Origin of the sequence: Micromonospora sp. DSM 45708 (assembly GCF_039566955.1) — a bacterium.
Classification (GTDB): Bacteria; Actinomycetota; Actinomycetes; order Mycobacteriales; family Micromonosporaceae; genus Micromonospora.
This window is the reverse complement of sequence record NZ_CP154796.1, coordinates 6,430,027-6,454,400: the sequence shown is the minus strand read 5'-3', so window position 1 is coordinate 6,454,400 and position 24,374 is coordinate 6,430,027. Positions and strand designations below refer to the sequence as shown.

The 24,374-nt window shown below is 73.1% G+C and carries 24 protein-coding genes; 14 read left to right on the top strand and 10 right to left on the bottom strand.

Annotated features, from left to right (window positions below):
• Positions 1 to 3 precede the first annotated feature (3 nt).
• The 6 genes from VKK44_RS28215 to VKK44_RS28190 all read right to left on the bottom strand — a co-directional run bounded on the left by VKK44_RS28215 (position 4) and on the right by VKK44_RS28190 (position 8,354).
• Positions 4 to 993, bottom strand: a complete 990-nt coding sequence (locus VKK44_RS28215; protein WP_343444200.1) for an alpha-ketoacid dehydrogenase subunit beta — start codon at positions 991 to 993, stop codon at positions 4 to 6.
• Positions 993 to 2,171 (bottom strand): pyruvate dehydrogenase (acetyl-transferring) E1 component subunit alpha, encoded by a 1,179-nt coding sequence (gene pdhA / locus VKK44_RS28210; protein WP_343444199.1) that lies wholly within the window; start codon positions 2,169 to 2,171, stop codon positions 993 to 995. The genes VKK44_RS28215 and pdhA overlap by 1 nt, the downstream gene beginning before the upstream one ends.
• Before the next feature lie 608 nt (positions 2,172 to 2,779).
• On the bottom strand, positions 2,780 to 3,388 hold the full coding sequence (locus VKK44_RS28205) for a hypothetical protein (protein WP_343444198.1): 609 nt from the start codon (positions 3,386 to 3,388) through the stop codon (positions 2,780 to 2,782).
• Positions 3,389 to 3,498: 110 nt separating this feature from the next.
• Positions 3,499 to 4,725 carry a hypothetical protein gene (locus VKK44_RS28200; RefSeq protein ID WP_343444197.1) on the bottom strand — a complete coding sequence of 409 codons (1,227 nt, stop codon included), beginning with the start codon at positions 4,723 to 4,725 and terminating at the stop codon, positions 3,499 to 3,501.
• A gap of 52 nt (positions 4,726 to 4,777) precedes the next feature.
• Entirely contained in the window at positions 4,778 to 6,436 is a 1,659-nt protein-coding gene (locus tag VKK44_RS28195; RefSeq protein WP_343447928.1) for a GTPase, read from the bottom strand.
• A gap of 76 nt (positions 6,437 to 6,512) precedes the next feature.
• Positions 6,513 to 8,354, bottom strand: a complete 1,842-nt coding sequence (locus tag VKK44_RS28190) for a GTPase domain-containing protein (RefSeq protein WP_343444196.1) — start codon at positions 8,352 to 8,354, stop codon at positions 6,513 to 6,515.
• 212 nt (positions 8,355 to 8,566) lie between these two features.
• Between VKK44_RS28190 and dnaK the strand changes: the two genes are divergently transcribed.
• The 5 genes from dnaK to VKK44_RS28165 all read left to right on the top strand — a co-directional run bounded on the left by dnaK (position 8,567) and on the right by VKK44_RS28165 (position 13,369).
• Positions 8,567 to 10,435 (top strand): molecular chaperone DnaK, encoded by a 1,869-nt coding sequence (gene dnaK / locus VKK44_RS28185; RefSeq protein WP_343444195.1) that lies wholly within the window; start codon positions 8,567 to 8,569, stop codon positions 10,433 to 10,435.
• Positions 10,436 to 10,483: 48 nt separating this feature from the next.
• Positions 10,484 to 11,230, top strand: a complete 747-nt coding sequence (gene grpE / locus VKK44_RS28180) for a nucleotide exchange factor GrpE (protein WP_343444194.1) — start codon at positions 10,484 to 10,486, stop codon at positions 11,228 to 11,230.
• A gap of 79 nt (positions 11,231 to 11,309) precedes the next feature.
• On the top strand, positions 11,310 to 12,500 hold the full coding sequence (gene dnaJ, locus VKK44_RS28175; RefSeq protein ID WP_343444193.1) for a molecular chaperone DnaJ: 1,191 nt from the start codon (positions 11,310 to 11,312) through the stop codon (positions 12,498 to 12,500).
• A 24-nt stretch (positions 12,501 to 12,524) separates the two neighbouring features.
• Positions 12,525 to 12,965: a heat shock protein transcriptional repressor HspR gene (locus tag VKK44_RS28170; RefSeq protein ID WP_107158228.1), complete on the top strand. Its 441-nt coding sequence runs from the start codon at positions 12,525 to 12,527 to the stop codon at positions 12,963 to 12,965.
• A gap of 197 nt (positions 12,966 to 13,162) precedes the next feature.
• On the top strand, positions 13,163 to 13,369 hold the full coding sequence (locus tag VKK44_RS28165) for a hypothetical protein (RefSeq protein WP_343444192.1): 207 nt from the start codon (positions 13,163 to 13,165) through the stop codon (positions 13,367 to 13,369).
• 74 nt (positions 13,370 to 13,443) lie between these two features.
• Here VKK44_RS28165 and VKK44_RS28160 read toward each other — a convergent pair whose 3' ends face one another.
• From VKK44_RS28160 to VKK44_RS28145, 4 genes are all read right to left on the bottom strand, one after another.
• On the bottom strand, positions 13,444 to 13,872 hold the full coding sequence (locus tag VKK44_RS28160) for a hypothetical protein (RefSeq protein WP_343444191.1): 429 nt from the start codon (positions 13,870 to 13,872) through the stop codon (positions 13,444 to 13,446).
• Positions 13,873 to 14,040: 168 nt separating this feature from the next.
• Positions 14,041 to 15,252, bottom strand: a complete 1,212-nt coding sequence (locus tag VKK44_RS28155) for a cation:proton antiporter (protein WP_343444190.1) — start codon at positions 15,250 to 15,252, stop codon at positions 14,041 to 14,043.
• 5 nt (positions 15,253 to 15,257) lie between these two features.
• On the bottom strand, positions 15,258 to 15,758 hold the full coding sequence (locus tag VKK44_RS28150) for a cation:proton antiporter regulatory subunit (RefSeq protein WP_091062123.1): 501 nt from the start codon (positions 15,756 to 15,758) through the stop codon (positions 15,258 to 15,260).
• A 71-nt stretch (positions 15,759 to 15,829) separates the two neighbouring features.
• Positions 15,830 to 16,060, bottom strand: coding sequence for a winged helix-turn-helix domain-containing protein (locus VKK44_RS28145; RefSeq protein WP_343444189.1), 231 nt, complete (start codon positions 16,058 to 16,060; stop codon positions 15,830 to 15,832).
• A gap of 251 nt (positions 16,061 to 16,311) precedes the next feature.
• Between VKK44_RS28145 and VKK44_RS28140 the strand changes: the two genes are divergently transcribed.
• The 9 genes from VKK44_RS28140 (at position 16,312) to VKK44_RS28100 (ending at position 24,335) form a co-directional block, all read left to right on the top strand.
• Positions 16,312 to 16,575: a hypothetical protein gene (locus VKK44_RS28140; protein ID WP_343444188.1), complete on the top strand. Its 264-nt coding sequence runs from the start codon at positions 16,312 to 16,314 to the stop codon at positions 16,573 to 16,575.
• 111 nt (positions 16,576 to 16,686) lie between these two features.
• On the top strand, positions 16,687 to 19,278 hold the full coding sequence (gene clpB, locus VKK44_RS28135; protein ID WP_343444187.1) for an ATP-dependent chaperone ClpB: 2,592 nt from the start codon (positions 16,687 to 16,689) through the stop codon (positions 19,276 to 19,278).
• 201 nt (positions 19,279 to 19,479) lie between these two features.
• Positions 19,480 to 19,851: a hypothetical protein gene (locus tag VKK44_RS28130; RefSeq protein WP_343444186.1), complete on the top strand. Its 372-nt coding sequence runs from the start codon at positions 19,480 to 19,482 to the stop codon at positions 19,849 to 19,851.
• 86 nt (positions 19,852 to 19,937) lie between these two features.
• Positions 19,938 to 20,570 carry a DUF4178 domain-containing protein gene (locus VKK44_RS28125; RefSeq protein ID WP_343444185.1) on the top strand — a complete coding sequence of 211 codons (633 nt, stop codon included), beginning with the start codon at positions 19,938 to 19,940 and terminating at the stop codon, positions 20,568 to 20,570.
• A gap of 2 nt (positions 20,571 to 20,572) precedes the next feature.
• Complete coding sequence (locus tag VKK44_RS28120; RefSeq protein ID WP_343444184.1) at positions 20,573 to 21,067, top strand: DUF2617 family protein; 495 nt, start codon at positions 20,573 to 20,575, stop codon at positions 21,065 to 21,067.
• The gene (locus VKK44_RS28115; RefSeq protein ID WP_281933638.1) at positions 21,064 to 21,489 is read left to right on the top strand and encodes a DUF4247 domain-containing protein; all 426 of its coding nucleotides are present in this window, start codon (positions 21,064 to 21,066) and stop codon (positions 21,487 to 21,489) included. The genes VKK44_RS28120 and VKK44_RS28115 overlap by 4 nt, the downstream gene beginning before the upstream one ends.
• Before the next feature lie 31 nt (positions 21,490 to 21,520).
• Positions 21,521 to 21,943 carry a DUF350 domain-containing protein gene (locus tag VKK44_RS28110; protein ID WP_343444183.1) on the top strand — a complete coding sequence of 141 codons (423 nt, stop codon included), beginning with the start codon at positions 21,521 to 21,523 and terminating at the stop codon, positions 21,941 to 21,943.
• Positions 21,943 to 22,770: a hypothetical protein gene (locus VKK44_RS28105; protein WP_343444182.1), complete on the top strand. Its 828-nt coding sequence runs from the start codon at positions 21,943 to 21,945 to the stop codon at positions 22,768 to 22,770. Before VKK44_RS28110 ends, VKK44_RS28105 begins: the two co-directional genes overlap by 1 nt.
• Positions 22,767 to 24,335: a polyamine aminopropyltransferase gene (locus VKK44_RS28100; RefSeq protein ID WP_343444181.1), complete on the top strand. Its 1,569-nt coding sequence runs from the start codon at positions 22,767 to 22,769 to the stop codon at positions 24,333 to 24,335. The genes VKK44_RS28105 and VKK44_RS28100 overlap by 4 nt, the downstream gene beginning before the upstream one ends.
• Positions 24,336 to 24,374 lie beyond the last annotated feature (39 nt).

Sequence of the window (24,374 nt, the reverse complement as noted above, 5' to 3'; positions counted from 1 at the left end):
CGCTCACCAGCCGAAGGTGCGGTCGACGGCGTCGAGCACCCGGTCGAGGTCGGGAAGGTACTCCTCCTCCACCCGGGCGGCCGGGTAGGGGATGTCGAAACCGGTCACCCGCAGCACCGGGGACTCCAGGGAGTAGAAGCACTCCTCGGTGATCCGGGCCGCGATCTCCGACCCGAGACCCAGGTTGCCGGGCGCCTCGTGCACGACCACGCAGCGGCCGGTGCGCTTCACCGACTCGTACGCGGCGGTCAGGTCCAGCGGCGACAGCGTCCGCAGGTCGATGACCTCCAGCTCCCGCCCGTCCTCGGCGGCGGCGGTGGCCGCGTCCAGCGCGGTGCGCACCATCGGGCCGTACGCCAGCACGGTGGCGTCCGTGCCGGGCCGGGCGACCCGCGCGGTGTGCAGCGGGTACGCGTCGGCGAGCGGGGCGTCCAGGTCGACCGGACCCTTCTCCCAGTAGCGCCGCTTCGGCTCCAGGAAGACGATCGGATCGTCCGAGGCGATCGCCTGCTGGATCATCACGTACGCGTCCTGCGGGTTCGCGCAGGTGACCACCTTGAGACCGGCGGTGTGCGCGAAGTACGCCTCGGGCGACTCCGAGTGGTGCTCGACCGCGCCGATGCCGCCGCCGTACGGGATCCGGATGACCATCGGGATCCGCACCTTGCCCTGCGAGCGGTAGTGCATCTTCGCCACCTGCGACACGATCTGGTCGTACGCCGGGTAGACGAAGCCGTCGAACTGGATCTCGCAGACCGGCCGGAAGCCCCGGATGGCCAGGCCGACCGCGGTGCCGATGATGCCGGACTCGGCCAGCGGGGTGTCGATCACCCGCTGGTCGCCGAAGTCCTTCTGGAGGCCGTCGGTGATCCGGAAGACGCCGCCGAGCTTGCCGACGTCCTCGCCCATGATGACGACCTTCTGGTCGTTCTCCAGGGCCCGCCGCAGACCGGTGTTGAGTGCCTTGCCGAGCGTGAGCGTCTCCGTGGCCATCAGTGCGCGCTCCCCTCGAACGACTCCATGTACTGCGAGAACCGGGCCCGCTGCTCGTCCAGCTCCGGGGAGCCGTGCGGGTAGACGTGGTCGAACATGCTGACCGGCTGCGGGTCGGGCATGTTGAGCACCCGCTCACGCAGGTGCACCGACTCGGTACGGGCCTGCTCGTCGATCTCGGTGAAGAACGAGTCGTCGACGATCTGCTGCTTGAGCAGGAACGCCTTCATCCGGGCGATCGGGTCCTTGGCCTGCCAGGCCTCGACCTCGCTGGCGATCCGGTAACGCGTCGGGTCGTCCGAGGTGGTGTGCGCGCCCATCCGGTAGGTGTACGCCTCGATCAGGGACGGGCCCTGGCCGCTGCGCGCGGTGTCCAGCGCGTGCCGGGTCACCGCGTACGAGGCGAGCACGTCGTTGCCGTCCACCCGGACGCCGGGGAAGCCGAAACCGCCGGCCCGCCGGTAGAGCGGGACCCGGGTCTGCCGCTCCAGCGGCTCGGAGATGGCGTACTGGTTGTTCTGGCAGAAGAACACCAGCGGGGCGTTGAACACGCTGGCCCAGACGAACGACTCGTTGACGTCGCCCTGGCTGGTGGCGCCGTCACCGAAGTAGGCGATCACCGCCTCGCCGTCCTCGCCGCCGGTCCGGCCGTCCATGGCGACGCCCATGGCGTACCCGGTCGCGTGCAGGGTCTGCGCCCCGATGACGATCGTGTACATGTTGAACTTGAACTCGTTCGGGTCCCAGCCGCCCTGGTCGACGCCGCGGAACAGGCCGAGCGGCATGATCGGGTCGATGCCGCGGCAGTAGAGGACGCCGTGCTCCCGGTAGGTCGGGAACGCCATGTCCTGCGCGCGCAGCGCCCGGCCGGAGCCGACCTGTGCGGCCTCCTGGCCCAGCAGGCTGGCCCACAGGCCCAGCTCGCCCTGGCGTTGCAGGGCGGTCGCCTCGGCGTCGAGCTTGCGGACCAGCACGAGGTCGCGGTAGAGCCCGCGGTACTCCTCGTCGGTGAAGTCGACGCGGTACTCGGTCCCGTCCGGGCCGAGCGCGGTCTCGATCCGCTCCCCTTCCGGCGTGAGGAGCTGTACGAGTTCCGGTTCGCCGGTCGCGGCGGCGCGTCTGGTACGGGGTGCGGCCCGCTTGCTGCGGGTGGCGGCCCCGGGGTCGCCCTTTGCCATCGGTCTCTCCCTGTCTGTCTGCGCCGCCGGGGGTGACCCGAGCCGCGCACCTCGTGCGCCCGCCCGGCTGCTGCCGGGTCGGTCCCTGGCGACCGCGCCTAGCCCCGGTGGGGGTTGCCGCGCGGCGTGAGCCGGGGTCCGTCGGGGGACCCAGGCCCGGGAGCGCCGGCGCCGTTCCGCACCAGCCGCGGGGTGCGCGGAGGTGGCGGCTGCGTTGCCGTCGTGCCTGAATGATTGCAGAGGAGGTGAGCGGGCCCACAGTATGGCCTCCCCCGCCGGCGAGCTTCCGTCGGCTTCGCGACGGATAGGCGCTTTTGTCCGACAGGCCGCGTTGAGTCGGCGGACAAAATGTGTGTCGACACGCGGTCGCGGCTGGTGAACTGAGCGTCACTGGGTCAAGCTGGCGATGAGCGCTCACGCGGCTTTTGTCCGGATATTTGCGTGGGTTCTTCCGTCCCGTCGACGCGTACGAGGAGTGTGCCGGTGTCCGAGCCAGAGGGTCCTTCCGGTATTCCCTTCCTGGGCCGGCACCGGGCCCTGCCCGCCGCCCGCTACCGACGGGTGGTCGGCGCGCACCGCGCCCCCGGCGCCGGCGGCCCGAGCCGGGGCTACCTGCTGACCGTGGCGCTGCTCGCCGGCACCGCGTCGATGCCCATCCTGGCCGCGATCAGCACCGGCTCGGCCACCGTCGGGAACAGCGCCCTCCCCGACGCCGGCACGCCGTTCATCCCGACGCCCTCGGTCGGGCCGGTGGTCATCCCGCTGCCCCGGACCACCCCGGCCCCGGTGCTCCCGGCACCCACGCCCGCGGTCGACGCCACCACCACCGTGCCGCCGCGACCGATGCTCCCGGCCGCCCCGGCCCTGCCTGACGACAGCGACCTCGGCTCCGCGCGCCGGTCCCGGCCGGCCACCGCGCCGGCGGCCCCGCCCGTACCGCCCCGGCCCACACCGGTCCGGCCGCCGCGGCCGTCGCCGGTGCCCTCGCCCACGCCCTCGGCGTCCGACCCGGTGACCCACGAGCCGGTCCCGGAGCCGACCACCACCAGCCCCGCGCCCGAGCCGACCGGCACCTCGTCCGGGCCGCCCCCGGAGCCGACGTCCGGGCCCACGGAGGAGCCGACGTCCGGGCCCACCGAGGAGCCGACGTCCGGGCCCACCGAGGGGCCGTCGCCGAGCGACGACCCGACCCCGACCGCCACCGCGTCCAGTGCCACGCCTGCTCCCGGCGGGACGACGGCTCCCGGGTCGACGGCGACGCCGAGCGCGTCCCGAGCGCTCCCGGCGGGTCCGCTCGACGGCCGGGCGCGCTGACCCCTGGGCGGGGTCAGGCGGGGTCGTCGGTGAGGCGGTGCCGGTTCGCCTCGATCCAGGCGTCCAGCGCCGCCGGGTCGTCCGGGTCCACCCCGTCCGCCATCAGTTGCGCCACCGCCGCGGTGGCCGCGCTACGCCGCTCACCGGTGCTGTAGAGCCGGGCGAACTCGGGCACCATCTCGGTGACCGCCTCGTCCGTCCGGGCCGCGGCGGGCGGCGCCAGGCCACGCTGTCGGCCCGCGTACGCCGCCCAGGCCCGCAACACCCGGGGTAGCATCGCGGCGTCGTCCATGTCCAGCACGGCGCGCCGGTGCACCCAGTCGAGCAGGAACAGCTCGGCGACCATCGGGCTCCACCGCATCGGGTCGGCGTCCGGGAAGCTCGCCGCGTGATCCAGCAGCAGGCCCAGGCAGAAGTGCAGCGAGGCCAGCTCGCCGTCGGCCACCTCGGGCAGGCCGAAGCGGGTGGCCTCGGGCGAGTCGAGGAAGGCGCGTACCAGCCTGGTCCGTTCCTCGTCGGTGGGCGGCGGCACGACCGTCGGCCCGGCCGGCGGCGTCGGGCCGGGCAGCGCGGCCAGCCGGGCGCCCACCAGGGCCCGGTCGGTGGCGAGCGAACCCTGGGCGGGCAGCTCGGCGAGGTCGTCGGTGACCGCCAGGTGCCGGCTCACCTCCGCGTGCATCCGGGCCGGGTCCTCGGTGCGGAACCAGGTCAGCTCGTCCTCGGTGCAGATCTCCCGGGCCTGCTCGACGATCCGGGCCGCCGGACCGCCGACGAACACGTCCTTGGTGATGCCGATGTTGTGGTCGACGAGGGCCACCAGGGCGTGCTCCGGCCCGCCCTGCTCCTCGTCCTCGTAGGCGAACGTGGCCAGGTAGGACGTCTGGTCGCCGTACACGTCGCCGTACGCCCAGGTGCCGGTGAGGCGCACCCGGCCGAGCTGGCCGGCCCACGCCGGGGCGTACGCGCCGGGCCGGACCCGGGCGGCACCCTCGGCGTCCGGCACCAGGGCGGCGAAGACGGCGCGGATGGTGGTCGCGGCGGCGCTGCGCCGGCGTGACGTGGCGGCGAGGAAGCCGGCCACGAACTCGTGGACGGCTCGCTGCCGGTCGTGCTCCGCGACGGCGTAGACGCTGCCCAGCAACGCGGCGCCGAGCATCTCCGCGTCCAGGGCGGAGTCGAGCCTCGTCACGTCGCGCGCGGCGTGCAGCACCGCGTCGTAGGGGGTCTGTGGCGTGGCCATGCACCGACCCTACGCCGCGTCGACGGCCATCACACCGGTCCGTGTGCCCGGTTCAGCGGCGGCCGGCCTCACGCAGCGCGTCCCGTGCCGCGCCGTAGCGCGCCAGCAACGCCCAGACCGGGTCCAGCACGTACTTCTCGCCGACGCTGCCGACCGAGGTGAGCAGGCGCTGCTCGGCCCGGTCGCGGGCCCGCCGGGCCGCCCACCCGACCACCGGCCGGGTCAGCGCCGCCACCAGCAGGCCGGCCAGCAGGCCGCCGAGCAGCAGCACGGTGGGCCAGGGCACCTCGCCGAGCTTCGGGTGCTCCAGCGGTGGCAGGCCGAGGAAGCGCAGCGCGTACCCCAGGAGCAGCCAGACCAGGCCGCCCACCGCCGCGAGCGTGACCAGCCACTGGATCCCGCCGACCACCCGCCACCAGGCCGGTCGGCGGTCCATGCCGAGGTCGGTGGCGGCGACCGCGTGGTCCAGCGCGCCCGGCAGGTCGGCCAGCCGGGACCGGGCCGCGGCGGTCACCGCGGTCGGCCACGGCGCCGGCAGGTCGGCGCCGGAGCGGTCGGCCACCGCCCGGATCGCGAGGTTCAGCGCCGAGCGCTGTGCGGCGGTCGGATCGGGTACGGAGGTGGCCGAGATCAGGCTCTCCGCCGGCGCGTCCGGGTCCCGCCCGGGCAGGTGCAGCCGGCGCAGCGGATCCGGACGCAGCTTCCGCCAGCTCCGCACCAACGGCCAGCCGGTGCTGCTCACCGCCCGGTGGCGGTACGCGCCCTGGACGGCCTGCGCCACGGTCGGCACGCCGGCCGCCCCGGCCAGCGCCCGGGTGAGTTCCTGGGCCGAGGCGTCGCCCGGCCGGGTACGCGGCGGCTCCGGCCCGACCAGCGGTTCGAGGTCGGTCACCACCGCGTCCACGTCGCCGGAGAGCCGGCGCAGCGCGGCCTGCCGTTCGGCGACCGTCTTCTCCAACTCGGCCCGCAGCCCGGCCAGCCCGGCCGGGTCCGTGGCCACCGTGGGCAGCAGCGGCACCCCGCCCAGCCCGTCGGCGTCGAGCAGCCGGCGCAGGTCGTCGAGGACGGTGGGCAGCTCGGTCGGGTGCAACCGGTCGGCCTGGTTGAGCACCACCACCGTCACGTCCCGGTGCCGGTGGAACTCGCGCAGGTAGCTGGTGTGGATCACGCGGTCGGCGTACTTCTGCGGGTCGACCACCCAGACCACCAGGTCGACCAGGCCGAGCAGCCGGTCGACCTCCAGCCGGTGGTGGTGCTGCACCGAGTCGAAGTCGGGCAGGTCCAGCAGGACGAGACCGTGCAGGTTGGACTCGTCGTCGCCGTCCAGCGGGCTCTCCCGGACGAACCGGTGCCGGGGCAGCACCCCGACCCAGTCGAGCAGCCGTACCGCGCCGTCGAGCGGGCCCCACACGCAGGCGTGGGCCACGCCGGTGGTCGGCCGGCGCACGCCGACCGGAGAGAGGTCCATCCGGGCCAGCGCGTTGAACAGGCTCGACTTCCCGCTGCCGGTGGCGCCGGCGAGCGCGACCACGGTGTGGCGGCCGGAGAGGGCGAGCCGGTCGCCGGCCCGCTCCACCACGGTGTGCGCGGCCACCAGTTGGGCGTCCGGCACCTGGCCGTCCACCGCGGCGAGGAACCGCTGGACCGCCTGCAGGCGCGCGATCAGGACGTCCGGGTCGATCCGCTGGTCGGCCCGCAACGCCTCGCGCATCCGTCCCACGAGGTTCGTCACCGGGCCGTCCTCGGTCGCGACTGCGGGGCTCGCAACACCGGCTCACTCCTCGCGCTCACGGGTGGCGTCCGTCCTCATCGGTGGTGGGCGACGGGGTGCCGTCGGCGGCGGAGAGGCCGCTGCGGTGCCGGGCCCGCTCGACCGTCACCGCCGCCTCACGCAGCGCCTCGCCGGCGTCGGTGGCCGGGCGGGCGGCCTCGGTGCGGGCCAGGAAGCGGGCGGCCTCCTCGGTCAGCAGCGCGCCGACCCGGTCGAGCAGGTCCACCCGTGCCTTGCGGGACAGGTTACGCACCGCCTGGTCACCGAAGATGGCCTGGAGCACGGTCTGCCCGGCGACCGCGGTGCCGGTGCCGGCGGCGACCTCCAGGCCGGTGGGGATGAACGCGGTGGAGGCGAAGACACCGATCATGACGGCCAGGCCGGTGGCGTTGACCGCGTACGCGGCCGTACGGGCCACGAACCGCCGGTCGCCGCCCTCCACGCGGACCAGCTCCAGCACCGCGCGCTGCCAGTCGCGGACCAGTTGCTCGCCGCGCGCCGGCAGGTCGGCCGACGCGTACGCCAGCTCCGGTTCGAGCAGCGCCGCGCCGGCCGGGTGCGCCTTCCAACCGGTGTACGCGTTCTCGGCCGCCTCGGCGGCCACCCCGCGCAGCAGCGTGACCAGTTGCGACTCGATCGCGGTCCGCAGCTCCGCCGCCGGGGCGGGCCGCCCGGTGACCGCCGCGACCATCCGGTCGCGCAGTCGACCGATCCGCGCCTCCAGGCTGCGGAAGAACTCGCCGGTGCCGACGAACTCCTGCCAGCGGGCCAGCACCTCGCCCCGGAGCAGCCGGCCGTCCCGGAGCCCCTGGTCGACGGTGCGCTCCGCGCCCCGGTAGGCGGCCCGGACCCGTTCGTCGAGCGCCTCGGCGGCGGCCATCTGCTCGTCGGCGGCGTCGGCCAACCCCTCGACGACCGGACGCAGGGCGGCCAGCGCGCCGTCGAGCGTCTGCCGGACCACCGCCGAGCGGGCCTCCGCGTCGCCGGCGAGCCGGGCGAACCAGCCGCTCAGCGGCGCGGTCATCCGGTCCGGCAGCAGGCCCTGCCCGTCCACCCAGGTCTCCGGCAGCACGAACAGCGGCGCGGCGCCCAGCTCCTGCGAGGCGAGCATCTCGGACAGGTGGGCGGCGATCTCGTCGGCGGCCTCGGGCGGGACCCGGTCGAGCACCATGGCGACGGCGGTGCCCCGGGCCCGGGCACTGCGCAGCAGCTCCCAGGGCACGGCGTCGGCGTAGCGCGCGGCGGTGGTGACGAACAACCACAGGTCGGCGGCGGCGAGCAGTTGCCCGGCGAGCGCCCGGTTGGCGTCGACCACGGAGTCGATGTCGGGGGCGTCGAGGAAGGCCAGCCCGGCCGGCAGCGCCGGGGCGGTGACCAGTTGGAGGGTGCCCGGATGCTCGCTCGGCTCGGTGGTGCGGGTCAGGCCGGGCAGCAGCTCGCCCTGGCGGAACCAGGCGGCGTCGGCCGGATTGCAGACCAGCACCGGGGAACGGGTGGTGGGGCGGAGCACGCCGGCCGCGCTGACCCGCGCCTGGACCAGGCTGTTGACGAGCGTCGACTTGCCGGCGCCGGTCGAGCCGCCGACCACCACGAGCAGCGGGGCGTCGAGTCGCGCGAGCCGCGGCAGCAGGTAGTCGTCGAGCTGGTCGGTGAGGCTGCGGGCGGCGTGCCGGGCCGACTCGGCCGAGGGGAGGGCGAGCGGGAAGCGAGCCGCGTCGATCGCGGCCCGCAGGTCGGTGAGCGCGGCGGACAGGCCCGCCGTGGCATCGGCGGGCTGCTCGTCGCCGTTGGGGGTTCCGGTGCGGGCTGCGACGGCGGGCGCGCCGGCACGGGTGGCGGAATCGCCATGCGTCGTCACCGCTAAAGCGTGCCCGACCGACGCAAGGTAAGACAACCGGACGGTAATAACGGTCAGGTTGCGTCGAGTCGACTCAACCTCGACTTGCGGTTTGCCGATCGCGTGGCACTATTGAGTCAAGTTCACTCAACTTGTGGCGTGGCCGTCTCCCGGGCGACCCCGCCGGGCAGGCCAACCGACCTGCTCACCCGTTATGAAGCGAGGAAGCGAACATGGCACGTGCGGTCGGCATCGACCTCGGCACGACGAACTCCTGCGTCAGCGTTCTCGAGGGCGGTGAGCCCACCGTCATCGCCAACGCTGAGGGCTCGCGTACGACTCCCTCGATCGTCGCGTTCGCCCGCAACGGCGAGGTGCTCGTCGGTGAGGTCGCCAAGCGCCAGGCGGTGACCAACCCCGACCGGACCATCCGCTCGGTCAAGCGGGAGATCGGCACCAACTGGACCGTCGACATCGACGGCAAGAAGTACACCCCGCAGGAGATCTCGGCGCGGACGCTGATGAAGCTCAAGCGGGACGCCGAGGCGTACCTGGGCGAGCAGATCGCCGACGCGGTGATCACCGTCCCGGCCTACTTCAACGACGGGCAGCGCCAGGCCACCAAGGAGGCCGGGGAGATCGCCGGCTTCAACGTGCTGCGGATCGTGAACGAGCCGACCGCGGCGGCCCTGGCGTACGGCCTGGACAAGGGCTCCAAGGAGCAGACCGTCCTGGTCTTCGACCTCGGTGGCGGCACGTTCGACGTGTCGCTGCTGGAGCTGGCCGAGGGCGTCGTCGAGGTGAAGTCGACGAGCGGTGACAACCAGCTCGGCGGCGACGACTGGGACCAGCGGATCATCGACCACCTGGTCAAGACGTTCCGCGGCGAGCACGGCATCGACCTCTCGCAGGACAAGATGGCCATGCAGCGGCTCAAGGAGGCGGCCGAGAAGGCCAAGATCGAGCTGTCCGCGGCCACCACCAGCAACATCAACCTGCCGTACATCACCGCCGGCTCGGCCGGCCCGCTGCACCTCGACGTGACGCTGAGCCGCGCCGAGTTCCAGCGCATGACGCAGGACCTGCTGGACCGCTGCAAGGGCCCGTTCGAGCAGGCCGTCAAGGACGCCGGGATCAAGGTCTCCGACGTCGACCACGTCATCCTGGTCGGCGGCTCGACCCGGATGCCGGCCGTCACCGACCTGGTCAAGCAGCTCACCGGCCGCGACCCGAACAAGGGCGTCAACCCGGACGAGGTCGTCGCCGTCGGCGCCGCGCTCCAGGCCGGCGTGCTCAAGGGCGAGGTCAAGGACGTCCTGCTGCTCGACGTGACGCCGCTGAGCCTCGGCATCGAGACCAAGGGTGGCATCTTCACCAAGCTCATCGAGCGCAACACCACCATCCCGACGAAGCGCTCCGAGGTCTTCACCACGGCGGACGACAACCAGCCGTCGGTGCTGATCCAGGTGTTCCAGGGTGAGCGCGAGATCGCGGCCTACAACAAGAAGCTCGGCACGTTCGAGCTGACCGGCCTCCCGCCGGCGCCGCGCGGCGTGCCGCAGATCGAGGTCACGTTCGACATCGACGCCAACGGCATCGTCAACGTGCACGCCAAGGACCTGGGCACCGGCAAGGAGCAGAAGATGACGATCACCGGCGGCTCCTCGCTGCCGAAGGACGACATCGAGCGCATGCGCCGGGACGCCGAGGAGCACGCCGACGAGGACAAGCGCCGCCGCGAGGAGGCGGAGACCCGCAACGTCGCCGAGGCGCTCCAGTGGCAGACCGAGAAGTTCCTCGCCGAGAGCGGCGACAAGCTGCCGACCGAGAACCGGGACCAGCTCAACGAGGCGCTCGGCGAGCTGCGCAGCGCCCTCGGCGGGCAGGACATCGAAAAGATCAAGGCCGCGCACGAGAAGCTGGCGCAGGTTTCCCAGCAGGCCGGCTCGCTGCTCTACGCGCAGCAGCAGGAGGGTGAGCCGGGCGCTCCGGGCGCCGGTGCGGCCGGGCCGGGTGCCGGCGCGGGTGCGACCGGCGGTCCGCAGGCCGGCGGCGCCGACGACGTGGTCGACGCGGAGATCGTGGACGAGGACAAGAAGTGACCTCCGGTCCCGGGCACGATCCGCACCGCACAGGGATGAGGTAACCGCATGACGGACACGCCACGAGCGGCCGACCCGGGCTCCACCGGGTCGGCGCCGGGTGGCTCCGCGGGCGCCGGCAAGGACGCCGGTGACGAGCCGCGGGTCGTCATCCGCGACAAGCGCAAGCTCGGCAAGGTGACCGAGGAGCCGGCGAACGACCCGTCGGCCGCCGACGCCGCCGCCGACGCGCCCGCGGAAGGGCTGGTCGAGGAGGCCGAGGTCGTGGTCGACGAGATCGGCGGCGACGCCGAGGTCTCCGGGCCCCCCGTGGTCGACGCGCCGGCCGAGCCGAGCGACGAGACCGGCAAGGCGCCGCTCGGTGCCGAGCTGGAGTCGCTCCGCTCCGACCTGGAGGAGCGCACCCGCGACCTCCAACGGGTGTCGGCGGAGTACGCCAACTACCGCAAGCGGGTCGACCGCGATCGCAACCTGGTCCAGGAGCAGGCGACCGGCGGGGTGCTCACCGCGCTCCTGCCGATCCTCGACGACCTCGACCGGGCCCGCGAGCACGGCGACCTGGTGGGCCCGTTCGGCAGCGTGGCCGACCAGCTCACCGCCGCGCTGGGCAAGTTCGGCCTGACCGCGTTCGGCGAGCAGGGCGACCCGTTCGACCCGACCCGGCACGAGGCGGTGGCGCACCAGACCTCCGCCGACGTGACCGAGCCGACCTGCGTGCAGGTCATGCGCCGGGGTTACCAGCTCGGCGAGCGCCTGCTGCGGCCGGCCCTGGTCGCGGTCGCGGACCCGGAGTAGTGCCGACCCGCGACGTCCCGCCCGCCCGCCTCGGGCGGGCGGGACGACCGGGGTTCGACCCGTGGAAGGGGGTGGACCGGTGAGTTCCAAGGACTGGATCGAGAAGGACTACTACGCCGCGTTGGGCGTGGACAAGTCCGCCTCCTCGGACGAGATCAAGAAGTCGTACCGGAAGCTGGCCCGGGAGTCGCATCCGGACCACAACCCCGGTGATGCCGGGGCCGAGGAGCGGTTCAAGACCGTCTCCGAGGCGTACGCGGTGCTCGGCGACGAGAAGAAGCGTCGCGAGTACGACGAGATGCGGTCGCTCTTCGGCTCGGGCGCGTTCCGGCGCGGCGCCCGCGGCGCGGGCCAGCCCGGTGGCGCGCCGTTCGACGTCTCCGACCTGTTCGGCGGCGGTGCCGGCGGTGGCGGCGACGCCCGGTTCGGCGGTGGCGGCGGCTTCACCGACCTGTTCAGCACGATCTTCTCCGGTGGCGGTGCCGGCGGCGGGGCACGCCGGCCCGGCCCGGCCCGGGGCCGGGACGTCGAGGCCGAGGTGGCGCTGGACTTCTCCGACGCGGTCCGCGGCGTCACCCTGCCGCTGACGCTGCGCGCACCCGGAGTCTGCGACACCTGCCACGGCAACGGCGCGAAGCCGGGCACCACGCCGGTGACCTGCCCGGTCTGCCACGGCGCCGGCGTGACCACCCGCAACCAGGGGTCGTTCAGCTTCTCCGAGCCGTGCCGCAACTGCCAGGGCGTCGGCACCATCGTCGAGGAGAAGTGCCCGGAGTGTCACGGCACCGGCGGGGTCACCAAGACCCGCACGCTGACCGTGCGCTTCCCGGCCGGGGTGGCCGACGGCCAGCGGATCCGGCTGGCCGGTCGCGGCGAACCCGGCGAGCGGGGCGGCCCGGCGGGCGACCTGTTCGTGCACGTGAAGGTCCGTCCCGACGAGCTGTTCGGGCGCACCGGGGACGACCTGACCCTGAACGTCCCGATCACGTACGCCGAGGCGGTGCTCGGCACCGACCTGCGGGTGCCGACCCTGGACGGCACGGTGACGTTGCGGGTGCCACCGGGTACACCCGCCGGGCGGGTGCTGCGGGCCCGCGGCAAGGGCGTCGTACGCAATGACGGCCGCGCCGGTGACCTGCTGGTCACGCTCGACGTGGTGGTCCCGGCGAAGGTGTCGGACGAGGCGCGGGCGGCGCTGGAGACCTTCGCGGCACAGACTCCGCCCGCCGCGCGGGAACATCTCGACGCGCGGGTACGTCGATTCAGTTGACGGCGGCAGCGGAGGTGAGCGGGCATGTCGGAGGAGTACGTCGGCTCGGGTGACCCGGCCTACGAAGCCAAGATTCTGATGATCTCGGTGGCGGCGCGGATGGCGGGCATGCACCCCCAGACGCTGCGCCAGTACGACCGGCTGGGCCTGGTGCAGCCCGGCCGGGCGGCCGGCGGCGGTCGCCGGTACAGCGTCCGGGACGTGGTGCTGCTCCGCGAGGTGCAACGGCTCAGCCAGGACGACGGGATCAACCTGGCCGGGGTCAAGCGGATCATCGGGCTGGAGCGGCTGCTGGAGGAGGCGCAGCAGCGGGTGGCCCGGCTGGAGGCGGAGCTGGACGCCGCGTACCGGCGGATCGCCGAGCTGGAGTCGCTGGGTGGCTTCCCGCGCGGCGACCTGGTGCCCACCAACCGCACCTCCACCGCGCTCGTGGTCTGGCGTCCCCGCCGCACCCCCGACCGCTGACGCTCGCTACCCGCGCTCGTCCGAAGGCCGGCCCGCCCGCTGTTCCCGGGGCGGCCGGCCTTCTGCCGCTCCGCTTCCCCGTCCCGCTCCCGCGACGCGGAGGTCGCCGAAACGGGGGTGCGGCGGGATGCGTTCCACTACGCTTGCACTCAGGGGATAAACGCCCTGAAACGGAATCCGGGCTGGCGGGGGGAGCCATGGCGGAACCGGCGAAGAAAGTGGCGGAACGCGCGGAGGAACGCCTGGAGAAGGTGGCCGAGAACGTCAAGGAGCGATTCGACCGGGTCACCGAGGGTCGCTTCAGTGACAAGGTCAAGGAAGGGCGCTTCGCCGACCAGACCGACCACGGAGTGGACCGCGCCAGGGACGACGAGCGGCGCAAGAAGCAGGGCGGATCGGCCTGACGGTCCGCCGACGACCGGGCCGGGACCCACGGGGGGTCCCGGCCCGTCTCGATCGACACCAGCTCGCAGCTCGCCTAGAGGCGGCGGTTCTCGCGGACCAGGCCGCCCTCGCACCAGTCGCGGTAGACGAAGAGATCCGGGCGGGCGAGCAGCACCCGGCTGTTGTGCGCCCAGTTGCGCATCAGGTCGTCGCCGGTCCGTTCGGCCTGCTCGACCAGCTTGCGGAAGCGGCGTTTCGGGTGCGCCCGGAAGTTCGTCCGGATGCCGTCGGCGGCGTAGATGTAGAGGCAGTGCAGCGCGAACCGGCGGGCCGGGCAGGACCGGTCCATGGCCAGGTCGAACAGCGTCTGCACCAGGTGGTCACCGGCGACCAGCAGGTCCCAGTCCGGCGGCATGGAGGCCAGCGGCACCGAGTCCGGCTGGTACGCCCAGGCCCGCAACTCGGCGGGCGAGGGGTCGACCGGGTTGGCGAAGCCGTGGAACGTCTCTTCCTGCACGCTCACCGGCCGACCTTCCGCTGACGCTGGCGGGGGCACCGGCCACCCGCGGACCCTGGCTGCTGGGGCGACACGTTAACGCGGTTCGGCGGAGCAGTGGTAGACCTTCCCGGGATCAATTTGACAACCGTTGGCCGGGCCGACCGGCTGAGCAGCCGATCAGCCCGGCCCAGGTCAGTCGCCCACCGGCACCGTGGCCGTCGACCGGGCGGCGGCGGCACGTCGGCGCAGCCACTGCTTGAACCACGGAGTGTCCGTCAACCGGGCGAGCAGCGGACCGGTCACCACCGTGATCAGCACGTACGCGGTGGCGAGCGCGGCCAGCTTCGGCTCCACCGGGTAGACGGCGGAGACGGCCAGCCCGGCGATGACGATGGAGAACTCGCCGCGCGGGGTGAGCGCCAGGCCGGCCCGCCAGCGTCCCGGCTCGGCGATCCCGGCCCGGCGGGCGGCCAGGTAGCCGGTGGCCACCTTCGTCGCCATGGTCACCACGGCCAGCAGCAGCGCGGGCAGCAGCACCGGCGGCATGTCCAGCGGGTTGGTGACCAGCCCGAAGAACACGAAGAAGACCGCGGCGAAGAGGTCCCGCAGCGGCGACAGCAACTCGGTGGCGTGGTGCGCGACCGGCCCGGACAGCGCGATGCCGACCAGGAACGCGCCGACCGCGGCGGAGACCTGGAGCTTGGCCGCGATGCCGGCGACCAGCAGGGTCAGCCCGAGCACGCCGAGCAGCAGCGCCTCCGGGTCCTTGGCGGAGAGCGCGGTGGAGATCAGATGCCCGTACCGGATCGCCACGGCCAGCACGACGACCACGGTGAACACCGCGACGGCGAGCGCGATGCCGCCCTTCACCAGGCCGACGCCGGCGAGCAGCGCGGTGACCAGCGGCAGGTAGAGCGCCATCGCCAGGTCCTCGATCACGAGGACGGAGAGGATCACCGGCGTCTCCCGGTTACCGACCCGGCCCAGGTCGCCGAGCACCTTGGCGATCACGCCCGAGGACGACACCCAGGTGACGCCGGCCAGCACCACGGCGGCGACCCAGCCCCAGCCGAGCAGCAGCGCGAAGGCGAAGCCGGGCAGCGCGTTGAACACCGCGTCGATCAGGCCGGCCGGCGCCGCCGAGCGGAGGTTGCCGACCAGTTCGTTCGCGCTGTACTCCAGGCCGAGCATGACCAGCAGCAGGATCACGCCGATCTCCGCGCCGATCGCGAAGAACTCCTCGCTGGCGTTGAGCGGCAGCAGGCCGCCGTGCCCGAAGGCGAGGCCGGCGAGCAGGTAGAGCGGGATGGGCGAGACGCCGACGCGACGGCTGAGGCGACCGAGCAGGCCGAGAAGCAGCAGCAGCGCGCCGACTTCGATGAGCAGGATGTGGGTTTCGTGCATACGCGTCAGCCGTCCGGGTCGGTCTCGGCGAGGATCGCGGTGACGCCGTCGAGCCCCTGACGGGTGCCGACCACGACGACCACGTCGCCGGATTCGAACCGGAAGGTGGGGTCGGGCGAGACGTTCACCTCGCCCTGACGCAGCACGGCCACGATGGACGCGCTGGTCCGGGTGCGGGCCTTCGTGTCGCCGAGCCGCCGGCCGACGTACTTCGAGCCGGCCGGGATCACGATCTGCTCGGTCAGCAGCCCGGCGGCCTGCTCGCGCAGCCCGGAGAGCTGACCCAGCATCAGCGACGCGCCGAGGATGTCGGCCAGCGCCTCCGCCTCGTCGTCGGTCAGCGGTATGTCGTGCTGACAGGAGTCGGGATCGTCCGGGTCGTAGAGGACCAGGTCGCGGCGGCCATTGCGATGGGAGACCACGCCGAGCCGGCGGCCGGATTCCGTCATCAGGTCATGACGTACGCCGATTCCCGGTAAGGCGGTCTGTTCGACACGTACTCGCACGTCGGTGAGGCTACCTCTGCCGGACACGTGCTGCTCCCGGGGCCGAGCCACGGCCCGGACGCTTCCTGGAATCAGGAGGCGTTGTCGCGGGAGGTGACATAGGTGCCTTTGCCCTGGTGCCCCTCGACCAGCCCTTCGGCTTGGAGGATCAGCAGCGCCGAGCGGACCGGCTCCGCGGAGACCTGATAGTGGGCGATCAGCTCGCGCAGCGAGGGCAGCTTGTCGCCCGGGGCGTACTCGCCCGAGGCGATCTTGTCTCTGATGTCCTGCGCGATTCTCTGACGGTCCGAAACTCGGGGCATGGCGGCGGCTCCTGGTAGGCCCCAAGATCTTCCCACGAGTGACACCCGCTGGCCAATACTTTGCGTGCTAAGCATGCTCACCCGTTGTCATGCAATGCTTTGCATTGTATGTTGTCGGTGCGGACGCCATCGGCGAAATGCCTGGTAGGCAACCGGCCTCCCGGTTGGCGGCCGTGGTCGGCACGACTGGTCGCGCGGCCAGTCGTGCCGGCTCCTGCTCATCTCCGTGGGCCCGGAAGAAGGGAAACACGATGACCGGGCGGTATGTGATCCACCTGCCGGTGCGGGCCTCCGACCTGGCGCGGGCCAAGATGCTCGGTCGCACGGCCGGCCGGTCGCTCGGGTTTCTCGCCGTGGTCGAGTTGGGCGGGATCACCGTCTCGACCGAAGACGACCAGGGCGTACGCCACTGGGTGTTCTGCGACCGCAAGCTCGACGGCGGCCGGCGGTGCGTGCTGCGCGCCGACCACGTGACGCCCTGCACCGCACGCCTCCCCGGCCGCCGTGGTCGCTGACGCCTGGGTGCGGCGCGGGTGGTGACTCAGGTCACACAGGCGGAGTTGAGCGGAATAGACTCAACTCTGGTTGTGTCGTTTCCAGTGGACACGCCGATCCCGGGGGAGCCCATGAACACGGAACGCCTCACCACCAAGAGCCGCGAGACCATCACCGGTGCCGTCGCGCTGGCGAACCAGCGCGGCCACGCCACCGTGGAGCCCTGGCACCTGCTGCTGGCCCTGCTGGACACCGACGGCTCGACCGCCGCGGGCCTGCTGCGCGCCGTCGGCGCCGACCCCGCCGAGCTGCGCCGGGTCGCCCAGCGCTCGGTCGACGCGCTGCCCGCCGCGCGGGGGTCCAGCCTCGCCGAGCCGACGCTGGCCCGCGAGTTCGTCAACGCCATCGGCGCGGCCGAGCAGATCGCCCGGCCGCTCGGCGACGAGTACACCTCCACCGAGCACCTGCTGGCCGGGCTGGCCCGGGTCGGCGGCGCGGTCTCGGTCGCGCTGAAGAACTCCGGCGCCACCGAGGAGAACCTGGTCGCCGCGTTCGCGACCGTCCGGGGCGGGGACCGCCGGGTCACCACCGCCGACCCGGAGCAGACCTACCAGGCGCTGGCCAAGTACGGCGTCGACCTCACCGCCAGCGCCCGCGATGGCAAGATCGACCCGGTGATCGGCCGGGACTCGGAGATCCGCCGCGTGATCCAGGTGCTGTCCCGGCGTACCAAGAACAACCCGGTGCTGATCGGTGAGCCGGGCGTCGGCAAGACCGCCATCGTCGAGGGCCTGGCCCAGCGGATCGTCGCCGGTGACGTGCCGGAGTCGCTGCGGAACAAGAAGCTGGTCTCGCTCGACCTGGGCGCGATGGTGGCCGGCGCGCAGTACCGCGGCCAGTTCGAGGAGCGGCTCAAGTCCGTGCTGGAGGAGATCAAGAACTCCGACGGCCAGGTCATCACGTTCCTCGACGAGCTGCACACCGTGGTCGGCGCCGGCAAGGGCGAAGGCTCGATGGACGCCGGCAACATGCTCAAGCCGATGCTGGCCCGGGGCGAGCTGCGGATGGTCGGCGCGACCACGCTCGACGAGTACCGCGAGCACATCGAGAAGGACCCGGCGCTGGAGCGCCGCTTCCAGCCGGTGCTGGTCGGCGAGCCGACGATCGAGGACACCATCGGCATCCTGCGCGGGCTCAAGGAGCGCTACGAGGTGCACCACGGCGTACGCATCACCGACGCCGCGCTGGTCGCCGCCGCCGCGCTCTCCGACCGCTACATCACCGACCGGTTCCTGCCGGACAAGGCGATCGACCTGGTCGACGAGTCCGCGTCCCGGCTGCGCATGGAGATCGACTCGCGCCCGGTCGAGGTCGACGAGATCGAGCGGGCGGTGCGCCGGCTGGAGATCGAGGAGATGGCGCTGGCCAAGGAGCCCGACGCCGCCTCCGCCGAGCGCCTGGAGCGGCTGCGCAAGGAGCTGGCCGACAAGCGCGAGCAGCTCACCGCGCTCTCCGAGCGTTGGCAGACCGAGAAGAGCCACATCGCCAAGCTCTCCACCGCCAAGGAGGAGTTGGAGCGGCTCGGCGGCGAGGCCGAGCGCGCCGAGCGCGACGGCGAGCTGGAACGCGCCGCCGAGCTGCGGTACGGCCGCATCCCCGCGCTCAAGGGTGAGCTGAAGCAGGCCGAGGAGGAGCTGGCCCGGCTCCAGGCCGACGGCGCGATGCTCAAGGAGGAGGTCGGCGCGGACGACATCGCCGCCGTGGTCGCCTCCTGGACCGGCATCCCGGCCGGTCGGCTGCTGGAGGGCGAGACCGCCAAGCTGCTCCGGATGGAGGAGTCGCTGCGGGCCCGCGTGGTCGGCCAGGCGGAGGCGGTCGGCGCGGTCTCCGACGCGGTCCGCCGCGCCCGGGCCGGCGTCGCCGACCCGGACCGCCCGACCGGCAGCTTCCTCTTCCTCGGCCCGACCGGTGTCGGCAAGACCGAGCTGGCCAAGGCGCTCGCCGAGTTCCTCTTCGACGACGAGCGGGCCATGGTCCGCATCGACATGAGCGAGTACGGGGAGAAGCACTCCGTGGCCCGCCTGGTCGGCGCCCCGCCCGGCTACGTCGGATACGAGGAGGGCGGCCAGCTCACCGAGGCGGTGCGCCGCCGGCCGTACTCGGTGATCCTGCTGGACGAGGTGGAGAAGGCCCACCCGGACGTCTTCGACATCCTGCTCCAGGTGCTCGACGACGGCCGGCTCACCGACGGTCAGGGCCGTACGGTGGACTTCCGCAACGCCATCCTGATCCTCACCTCGAACCTGGGATCGTCGGTGATCAGCGACCTCACGCTCAGCGACGAGGAGCGCCGGGAGGGGGTGCTCGCGGTGGTCCGGTCACACTTCAAGCCGGAGTTCCTCAACCGCCTCGACGACATCGTGGTGTTCGCCGCGCTCCGGGGCGAGGATCTGCGGGCCATCGTCGACATCCAGCTCGACCGGCTGCGGCGCCGGCTGGCGGACCGCCGGCTGGGCATGGACGTCACCGACGCCGCCCGCACCTGGCTGGCCGACCACGGGTACGACCCGATCTACGGCGCGCGCCCGCTGCGCCGGCTGGTCCAGTCCGCGATCGGTGACCGCCTCGCCAAGGCGCTCCTGTCCGGCGAGATCCGCGACGGCGACACGGTCCAGGTCGACCTGGCCGACACGAAGGACGGCCTGACCGTAACCGCCGCCTGACCCGCTCCACCCCGAAAGGCCCGGCCTCCGGCCGGGCCTTTCCCCTACCCGCCCCCGCCCCGCGCCCCCACTTCGTTGATCAAGGAGTTTGCGTCACCCGGAGGGCCCTTGGCCGACGCAAACTCCTTGATCAACGCCTGAGGGCGCGGGGAGGGGGAGGGGGAGGGGTGGGGAGGGGGTGGGGTGGGCACATAGTGGGGTATGAGTGGGAAGCGGGAGCTGGATCAGGCGGTGCGGGAGCTTGACGACGCGGACACCCTTGCCTTCGGCGGGGTCGGGTTCGCCGGGCAGGTGCTGCCCGCGACCTACGCGTACCGGCGGCTGGAGCAGGAGCTGCGCGAGCACCCGGAGTCGGGCCGGAAGCGGGTCGAGCGGCTGCTGAAGAAGGGCTCGCCGGCCGGGAAGGCGTACGCGGCGACGCTGCTGGAGACCGTCGACCCGGCGGCCGGGCGGGACGCCTGGGAACGGCTGCGCGCCGACGACGGCGAGTTCACCACGTTCCACGGCTGCGTGATGGGCCGCACCACGCTGCGTGAGTACGCCGCCGAGCGGCTCACGGGCGGCAGACCGTAGCTGACCCCACACTCAGCGAACAGCGCTTCATCCGAGGTGCGCGGGGTTGTTACCGTCTCCGCCAATGCAGGTTGGGGGAGGCGGTCATGAACGGTTCGGTGGCGTACGTGGTGGCCACGCTGGGGTGCCTGCTGGGGGTGGCCGGCGTGGTGATCGCCGTGATCGCGCTGCGCAGGTCCCGCTCGGCGCCACGGGAGAAGGCGGCGCCCGGTGACCCGTTCCGGGACCGGGACGCGGACGCGCTGCGCGGCGACCCGCGCGCGCTCAAGCCCGGTGACATCGTCGAGATCCGCCAGGTGCCGTACACCGTGCGCGGTTCGGTGCACCTGGTCGAGGGCGGCTGGAGCTGGGCGGAGCACCTGCTCGACGACGCCGGCGGCGTGAAGCGTTGGCTCTCCGTGGAGGCGGAGCCGGACCTGGAGATGGTGCTCTGGGCCAGTGAGCCGGGCGCCACCGTGACGCCGGGCGCCCCGACGCTGGAGATCGCCGGCCGTCGCTACAACTGGGACGAGTCCGGCCAGGCGCGCTACACCGCGACCGAGGGCACCGGCCTCGACCCGCGCGGCACCATGCGCTACCACGACTACCAGGCGCCCGGCGGGGCCCGGCTGTCGTTCGAGGCGTACGGCGAGGCCGGCTGGGAGGTGAACCTCGGCGAGGAACTGCGCCGCGCCGAGGTGATGATCTATCCGCAGGGCGGCCCGGACCAGGTGAAGTGAGCGTGCTCGTCGCCCTCCGGACCCCGTACGTCGACAGTCGCGCCGCCGACCTGAGCCTGACGCTCGGTGGCCCGGAGCTGCCGGCGCTGGCCGTCCGCGACCTCGACCTGCCCGGCGGGACACGGCTGCGGCTGCGGCTGCTCGGCGCCTCCCACCAGGTGGTCCTCGGCGGGCTGACCGAGACGGTCGCCTGCCTGCCCGGCAGCCGGCCGCACCTGCCGGACGCGCTGCACGACCCGACCGCCGGCTACCGGTTCACCGCCACCGTGCTGCGGCCGGCCGGCGACGGCCTGCGTACCCGGGTCGCGGCGCTTCGCGCCGAGCTGGCCGGCGACCCGTTCGCCCTGGTCGGGGTGTTTCCCGGCGACGAGGACGCGGTAACCGCGCTCGCCGTCCGACCCGACCCGCTAGGCGGCCCGGTCGCCTGGCGCACCTGGCACGCCTACCCCCAGACCAACGAGCTGGTCCTGACCGAGACGGTGGTGGAAGAGCTGTGACGTACCGACGGTGGTTCGTGGTGGGCGTGGCGGTCGCCGTCGTCGGCGCACTGGTTGCCGCCTTCGCGATCTTCTACGGCAACTTCTCGCCGCGCGGCTACGTGCAGGACCACTACTCCCGGGCGTCCGGGCGGGACATCGGCTCGCAGGCCGTCGCGTACACCTCGAACCGGTCGCCGAGCCAGGTCTCGAAGGAGATCACCGACACCTGGCAGCCGGCCGACCAGTACGTCGACGGCAGCGGCGTGTACCTGCGCTACGACGACGACTCCGTGGTGATCCTCCCGCTCGCCGTCGGCTCGGTGATCCTGCTGGAGCGGATGTCCACCGCGTACCCCCGGTACCACAGCGTCGTCGGCAACAGCTGGGGCTGGGGCCGAGGCAGCACCGTCCGGGGCGGCGGCCCCGGCGCCGGCAAGTAGCCCGTCCGACCCCCCTCACCCTGGAGTTCCTGTGCAGCATCTCGTCACCGATCTGCTGGTCACCCTCGCCTACGGCGTGGTCGGCGTGGTCCTGATGGCCGTCGGCTACCTGTTGGTCGACCTGGCCACCCCCGGCAAGCTCCACGAGCTGATCTGGGCCGGGCGCAACCGCAACGCCACGCTGCTGCTCGCCTCCAACCTGGTCGGCGTCGGCACCGTCGTGGTCGCCGCGATCGTGGCCAGCGACGACGACTTCATGCTCGGGCTGGCCGGCGCCGCCGCGTACGGGTTCCTCGGTCTGGTGATCATGGCGGCGGCGTTCGTGCTGCTCGACGTGGCCACCCCCGGCAAGCTCGGCGAGCTGCTGGTCGACCCGGAGCCGCACCCGGCGGTCTGGATCTCCGCCACCGTGCACGTCGCCACCGGCGCGATCATCGCCGCCGCCATCAGCTGATGCCCGACAAGGCCGCCGCGACGAAGGCGAAGGACACGCGCCGACAGGTGCTGGTCTGGACGGTGCTCATCGGGATCACGGTCGGCGCCTGCGTGATCGGTGCGGTCACCGGCGACTCGGACACCACGGTCGGAGCCCCGGCCGCCGACGAACGCTCCGGCACCGTGCCGATCCTTCGGGCCGCCGCGGACAGCCAGGGCATCTGCTACGGCTGGGAACTGCTCGACGGGTACCGCCAGGTGAGCGTCGGCTCCAACCTGGGCGACGGCACCGCGGTCGCGGACGCGCCCGGCTGCGCCCGCTGGATCGAGGTGACCGCGAACGTCTTCTACACGTCGTCCAGCAGCGAGTCGAACGACTCCGCCACCATCCGGGTGAAGGGGTCGGACGACATCGAGTTCAGCGACCTGTCCGCCATCGAATCGGGGCTGGGCCGGTTCGGGCTGGACGAGGACGCGTTCGTCGACGAACCGGGCTGGGCCGTCACCCGGGCCGCCACCATGCTGCCGCTGCTCGCCACCGAGCGAGGGCTGGCCGACCCGGCCGCGACCCCGACCGCGGACCCGAGCGTCCCGGCCGCCCCGCTGCCGGACGCCGGCAGCGACTTCTGGCGGGACCGCTGGAAACTGCTGCTCACCGCCGTCGGGCTGGCCCTGCTCGCCGCGCTGTTCATCACCGTGGGCGTGCGACAGCGGAACCGGTCGACTGCTCCGGGTCGCGGCGTGGCGCCAGACGCGCCGAGCCGGAGCAGTCGTCAGCGCAGGGAAGCCGGACCCGCGCAGCGCGCCGGGGCGGGACCCGCCGGGCTTACCCGGGAGAACGCGTGACCATCGACGTGCCCGCACGGCCGCGGTGGCGCGCGGCCCGCGCGGCGGTCCTGCTCGCGGTCTTCGTCTGCGCGGCCTGCGGCCTGGTGTACGAGCTGGCGCTCGTCGCGCTCGGCAGCTACCTGATCGGCGACGCGGTCGGTCAGGCGTCGATCGTGCTCGGCGTGATGGTCTTCGCGATGGGCGTCGGCGCGCTGGTGGCGAAGCCGTTGCAGTCCCGGGCCGCGCCCGCCTTCGCCGCGATCGAGCTGACGCTCGCGCTGCTCGGCGGCCTCTCCGTGCTCGGCCTCTACGCGGCGTTTGCCTGGCTCGACCTCTACGGCCCGGCGCTGGTCGGCACCGCGTTCGTGCTCGGGCTGCTGATCGGCGCGGAGATCCCGCTGCTGATGGTCATGCTGCAACGCATCCGCGAGCAGTCGGCGGGCAGCGCGGTGGCCGACCTGTTCGCCGCCGACTACGTCGGCGCGCTGCTCGGCGGGCTGGCCTTCCCGTTCCTGCTGATGCCGATCTTCGGCCAGCTCAAGGGCGCGCTGGTGGTCGGCGCGGTGAACGCCGTCGCCGGGGTGGTGCTGGTCTTCACGGTGTTCCGCGACGAGCTGAGCCGCCGGGCGCGCGTCGGGCTCGGCGCCGGCTCCGTCGTGGTCGCGCTCCTGCTCGGGTACGCGTGGGTGACCGCCCACGACTTCGAGGTGACCGCCCGTCAGCAGCTCTACCGCGACCCGGTGGTGCACGCCGAGCGCAGCCGATACCAGGAGATCGTGCTGACCCGCTCGGTGCGGGAGGTCGGCCACACCGACACCGACCTGCGGCTCTTCCTCAACGGCGACCTCCAGTTCAGCTCCGTCGACGAATACCGCTACCACGAGGCGCTGGTGCACCCGGTCATGCGCGGGCCGCACGGCGACGTGCTGGTGCTCGGCGCCGGCGACGGGCTGGCCGCGCGGGAGATCCTGAAGTACCCGGACGTGCGCTCGGTGACGCTCGTCGACCTCGACCCGGCCGTGGTGACGCTGGCCCGCAGCGAGCCGCAACTGCGCGACCTCAACCACGCCTCGCTCACCGACCCCCGGGTGCGGGTGCTCAACCTGGACGCGTTCGGCTGGCTGCGGACCGCCTCGCAACGCTTCGACGTGGTGATCGCCGACCTGCCCGACCCGGACGAGACGGCCACCGCGAAGCTCTACACGGTCGAGTTCTACGCGCTGGTCCGGCCGGTGCTGGCCCCGGGCGGGCGGCTGGTGGTGCAGTCCGGCTCGCCCTACTTCGCGCCCCGGTCGTACTGGTCGATCGAGCGGTCGGTGCGGGAGGCGGGCTTCGCCACCGTGCCGTACCACGTCGACGTGCCGAGCTTCGGCGACTGGGGATTCGTGCTCGCCGCACCCGGCGGCGTCGCGCCGGAGCTGGCCCTGCCGACCGACGCGCCCCCGCTGCGCTTCCTCACCCCGGCGGTGCTCGCCGCCGCCGCCACGTTCCCCGCCGACCGTGGCCGGGTGGACGTGCCCGCCTCCACGCTGTTGCAGCCCAGGGTGTTGGAGTACGCCCGCGAGGAGTGGCGCGGCTACTAGGTTTCGGAGCATGCGGTCACACCATCGGCTGGGCCGCCG

What these genes read in the sequence shown, in the direction of transcription:
- VKK44_RS28155 (WP_343444190.1), bottom strand. Translation starts at nt 15,252, where the DNA reads ATGCACGAAACCCACATCCTGCTCATCGAAGTCGGCGCGCTGCTGCTG.
- VKK44_RS28125 (WP_343444185.1), top strand. Translation starts at nt 19,938, where the DNA reads ATGAACGGTTCGGTGGCGTACGTGGTGGCCACGCTGGGGTGCCTGCTG.
- VKK44_RS28140 (WP_343444188.1), top strand. Translation starts at nt 16,312, where the DNA reads ATGACCGGGCGGTATGTGATCCACCTGCCGGTGCGGGCCTCCGACCTG.
- VKK44_RS28105 (WP_343444182.1), top strand. Translation starts at nt 21,943, where the DNA reads ATGCCCGACAAGGCCGCCGCGACGAAGGCGAAGGACACGCGCCGACAG.
- VKK44_RS28170 (WP_107158228.1), top strand. Translation starts at nt 12,525, where the DNA reads ATGTCGGAGGAGTACGTCGGCTCGGGTGACCCGGCCTACGAAGCCAAG.
- dnaK (WP_343444195.1), top strand. Translation starts at nt 8,567, where the DNA reads ATGGCACGTGCGGTCGGCATCGACCTCGGCACGACGAACTCCTGCGTC.
- clpB (WP_343444187.1), top strand. Translation starts at nt 16,687, where the DNA reads ATGAACACGGAACGCCTCACCACCAAGAGCCGCGAGACCATCACCGGT.
- VKK44_RS28130 (WP_343444186.1), top strand. Translation starts at nt 19,480, where the DNA reads ATGAGTGGGAAGCGGGAGCTGGATCAGGCGGTGCGGGAGCTTGACGAC.
- pdhA (WP_343444199.1), bottom strand. Translation starts at nt 2,171, where the DNA reads ATGGCAAAGGGCGACCCCGGGGCCGCCACCCGCAGCAAGCGGGCCGCA.
- VKK44_RS28145 (WP_343444189.1), bottom strand. Translation starts at nt 16,060, where the DNA reads ATGCCCCGAGTTTCGGACCGTCAGAGAATCGCGCAGGACATCAGAGAC.
- grpE (WP_343444194.1), top strand. Translation starts at nt 10,484, where the DNA reads ATGACGGACACGCCACGAGCGGCCGACCCGGGCTCCACCGGGTCGGCG.
- VKK44_RS28215 (WP_343444200.1), bottom strand. Translation starts at nt 993, where the DNA reads ATGGCCACGGAGACGCTCACGCTCGGCAAGGCACTCAACACCGGTCTG.
- VKK44_RS28195 (WP_343447928.1), bottom strand. Translation starts at nt 6,436, where the DNA reads ATGCGCGAGGCGTTGCGGGCCGACCAGCGGATCGACCCGGACGTCCTG.
- VKK44_RS28165 (WP_343444192.1), top strand. Translation starts at nt 13,163, where the DNA reads ATGGCGGAACCGGCGAAGAAAGTGGCGGAACGCGCGGAGGAACGCCTG.
- VKK44_RS28200 (WP_343444197.1), bottom strand. Translation starts at nt 4,725, where the DNA reads ATGGCCACGCCACAGACCCCCTACGACGCGGTGCTGCACGCCGCGCGC.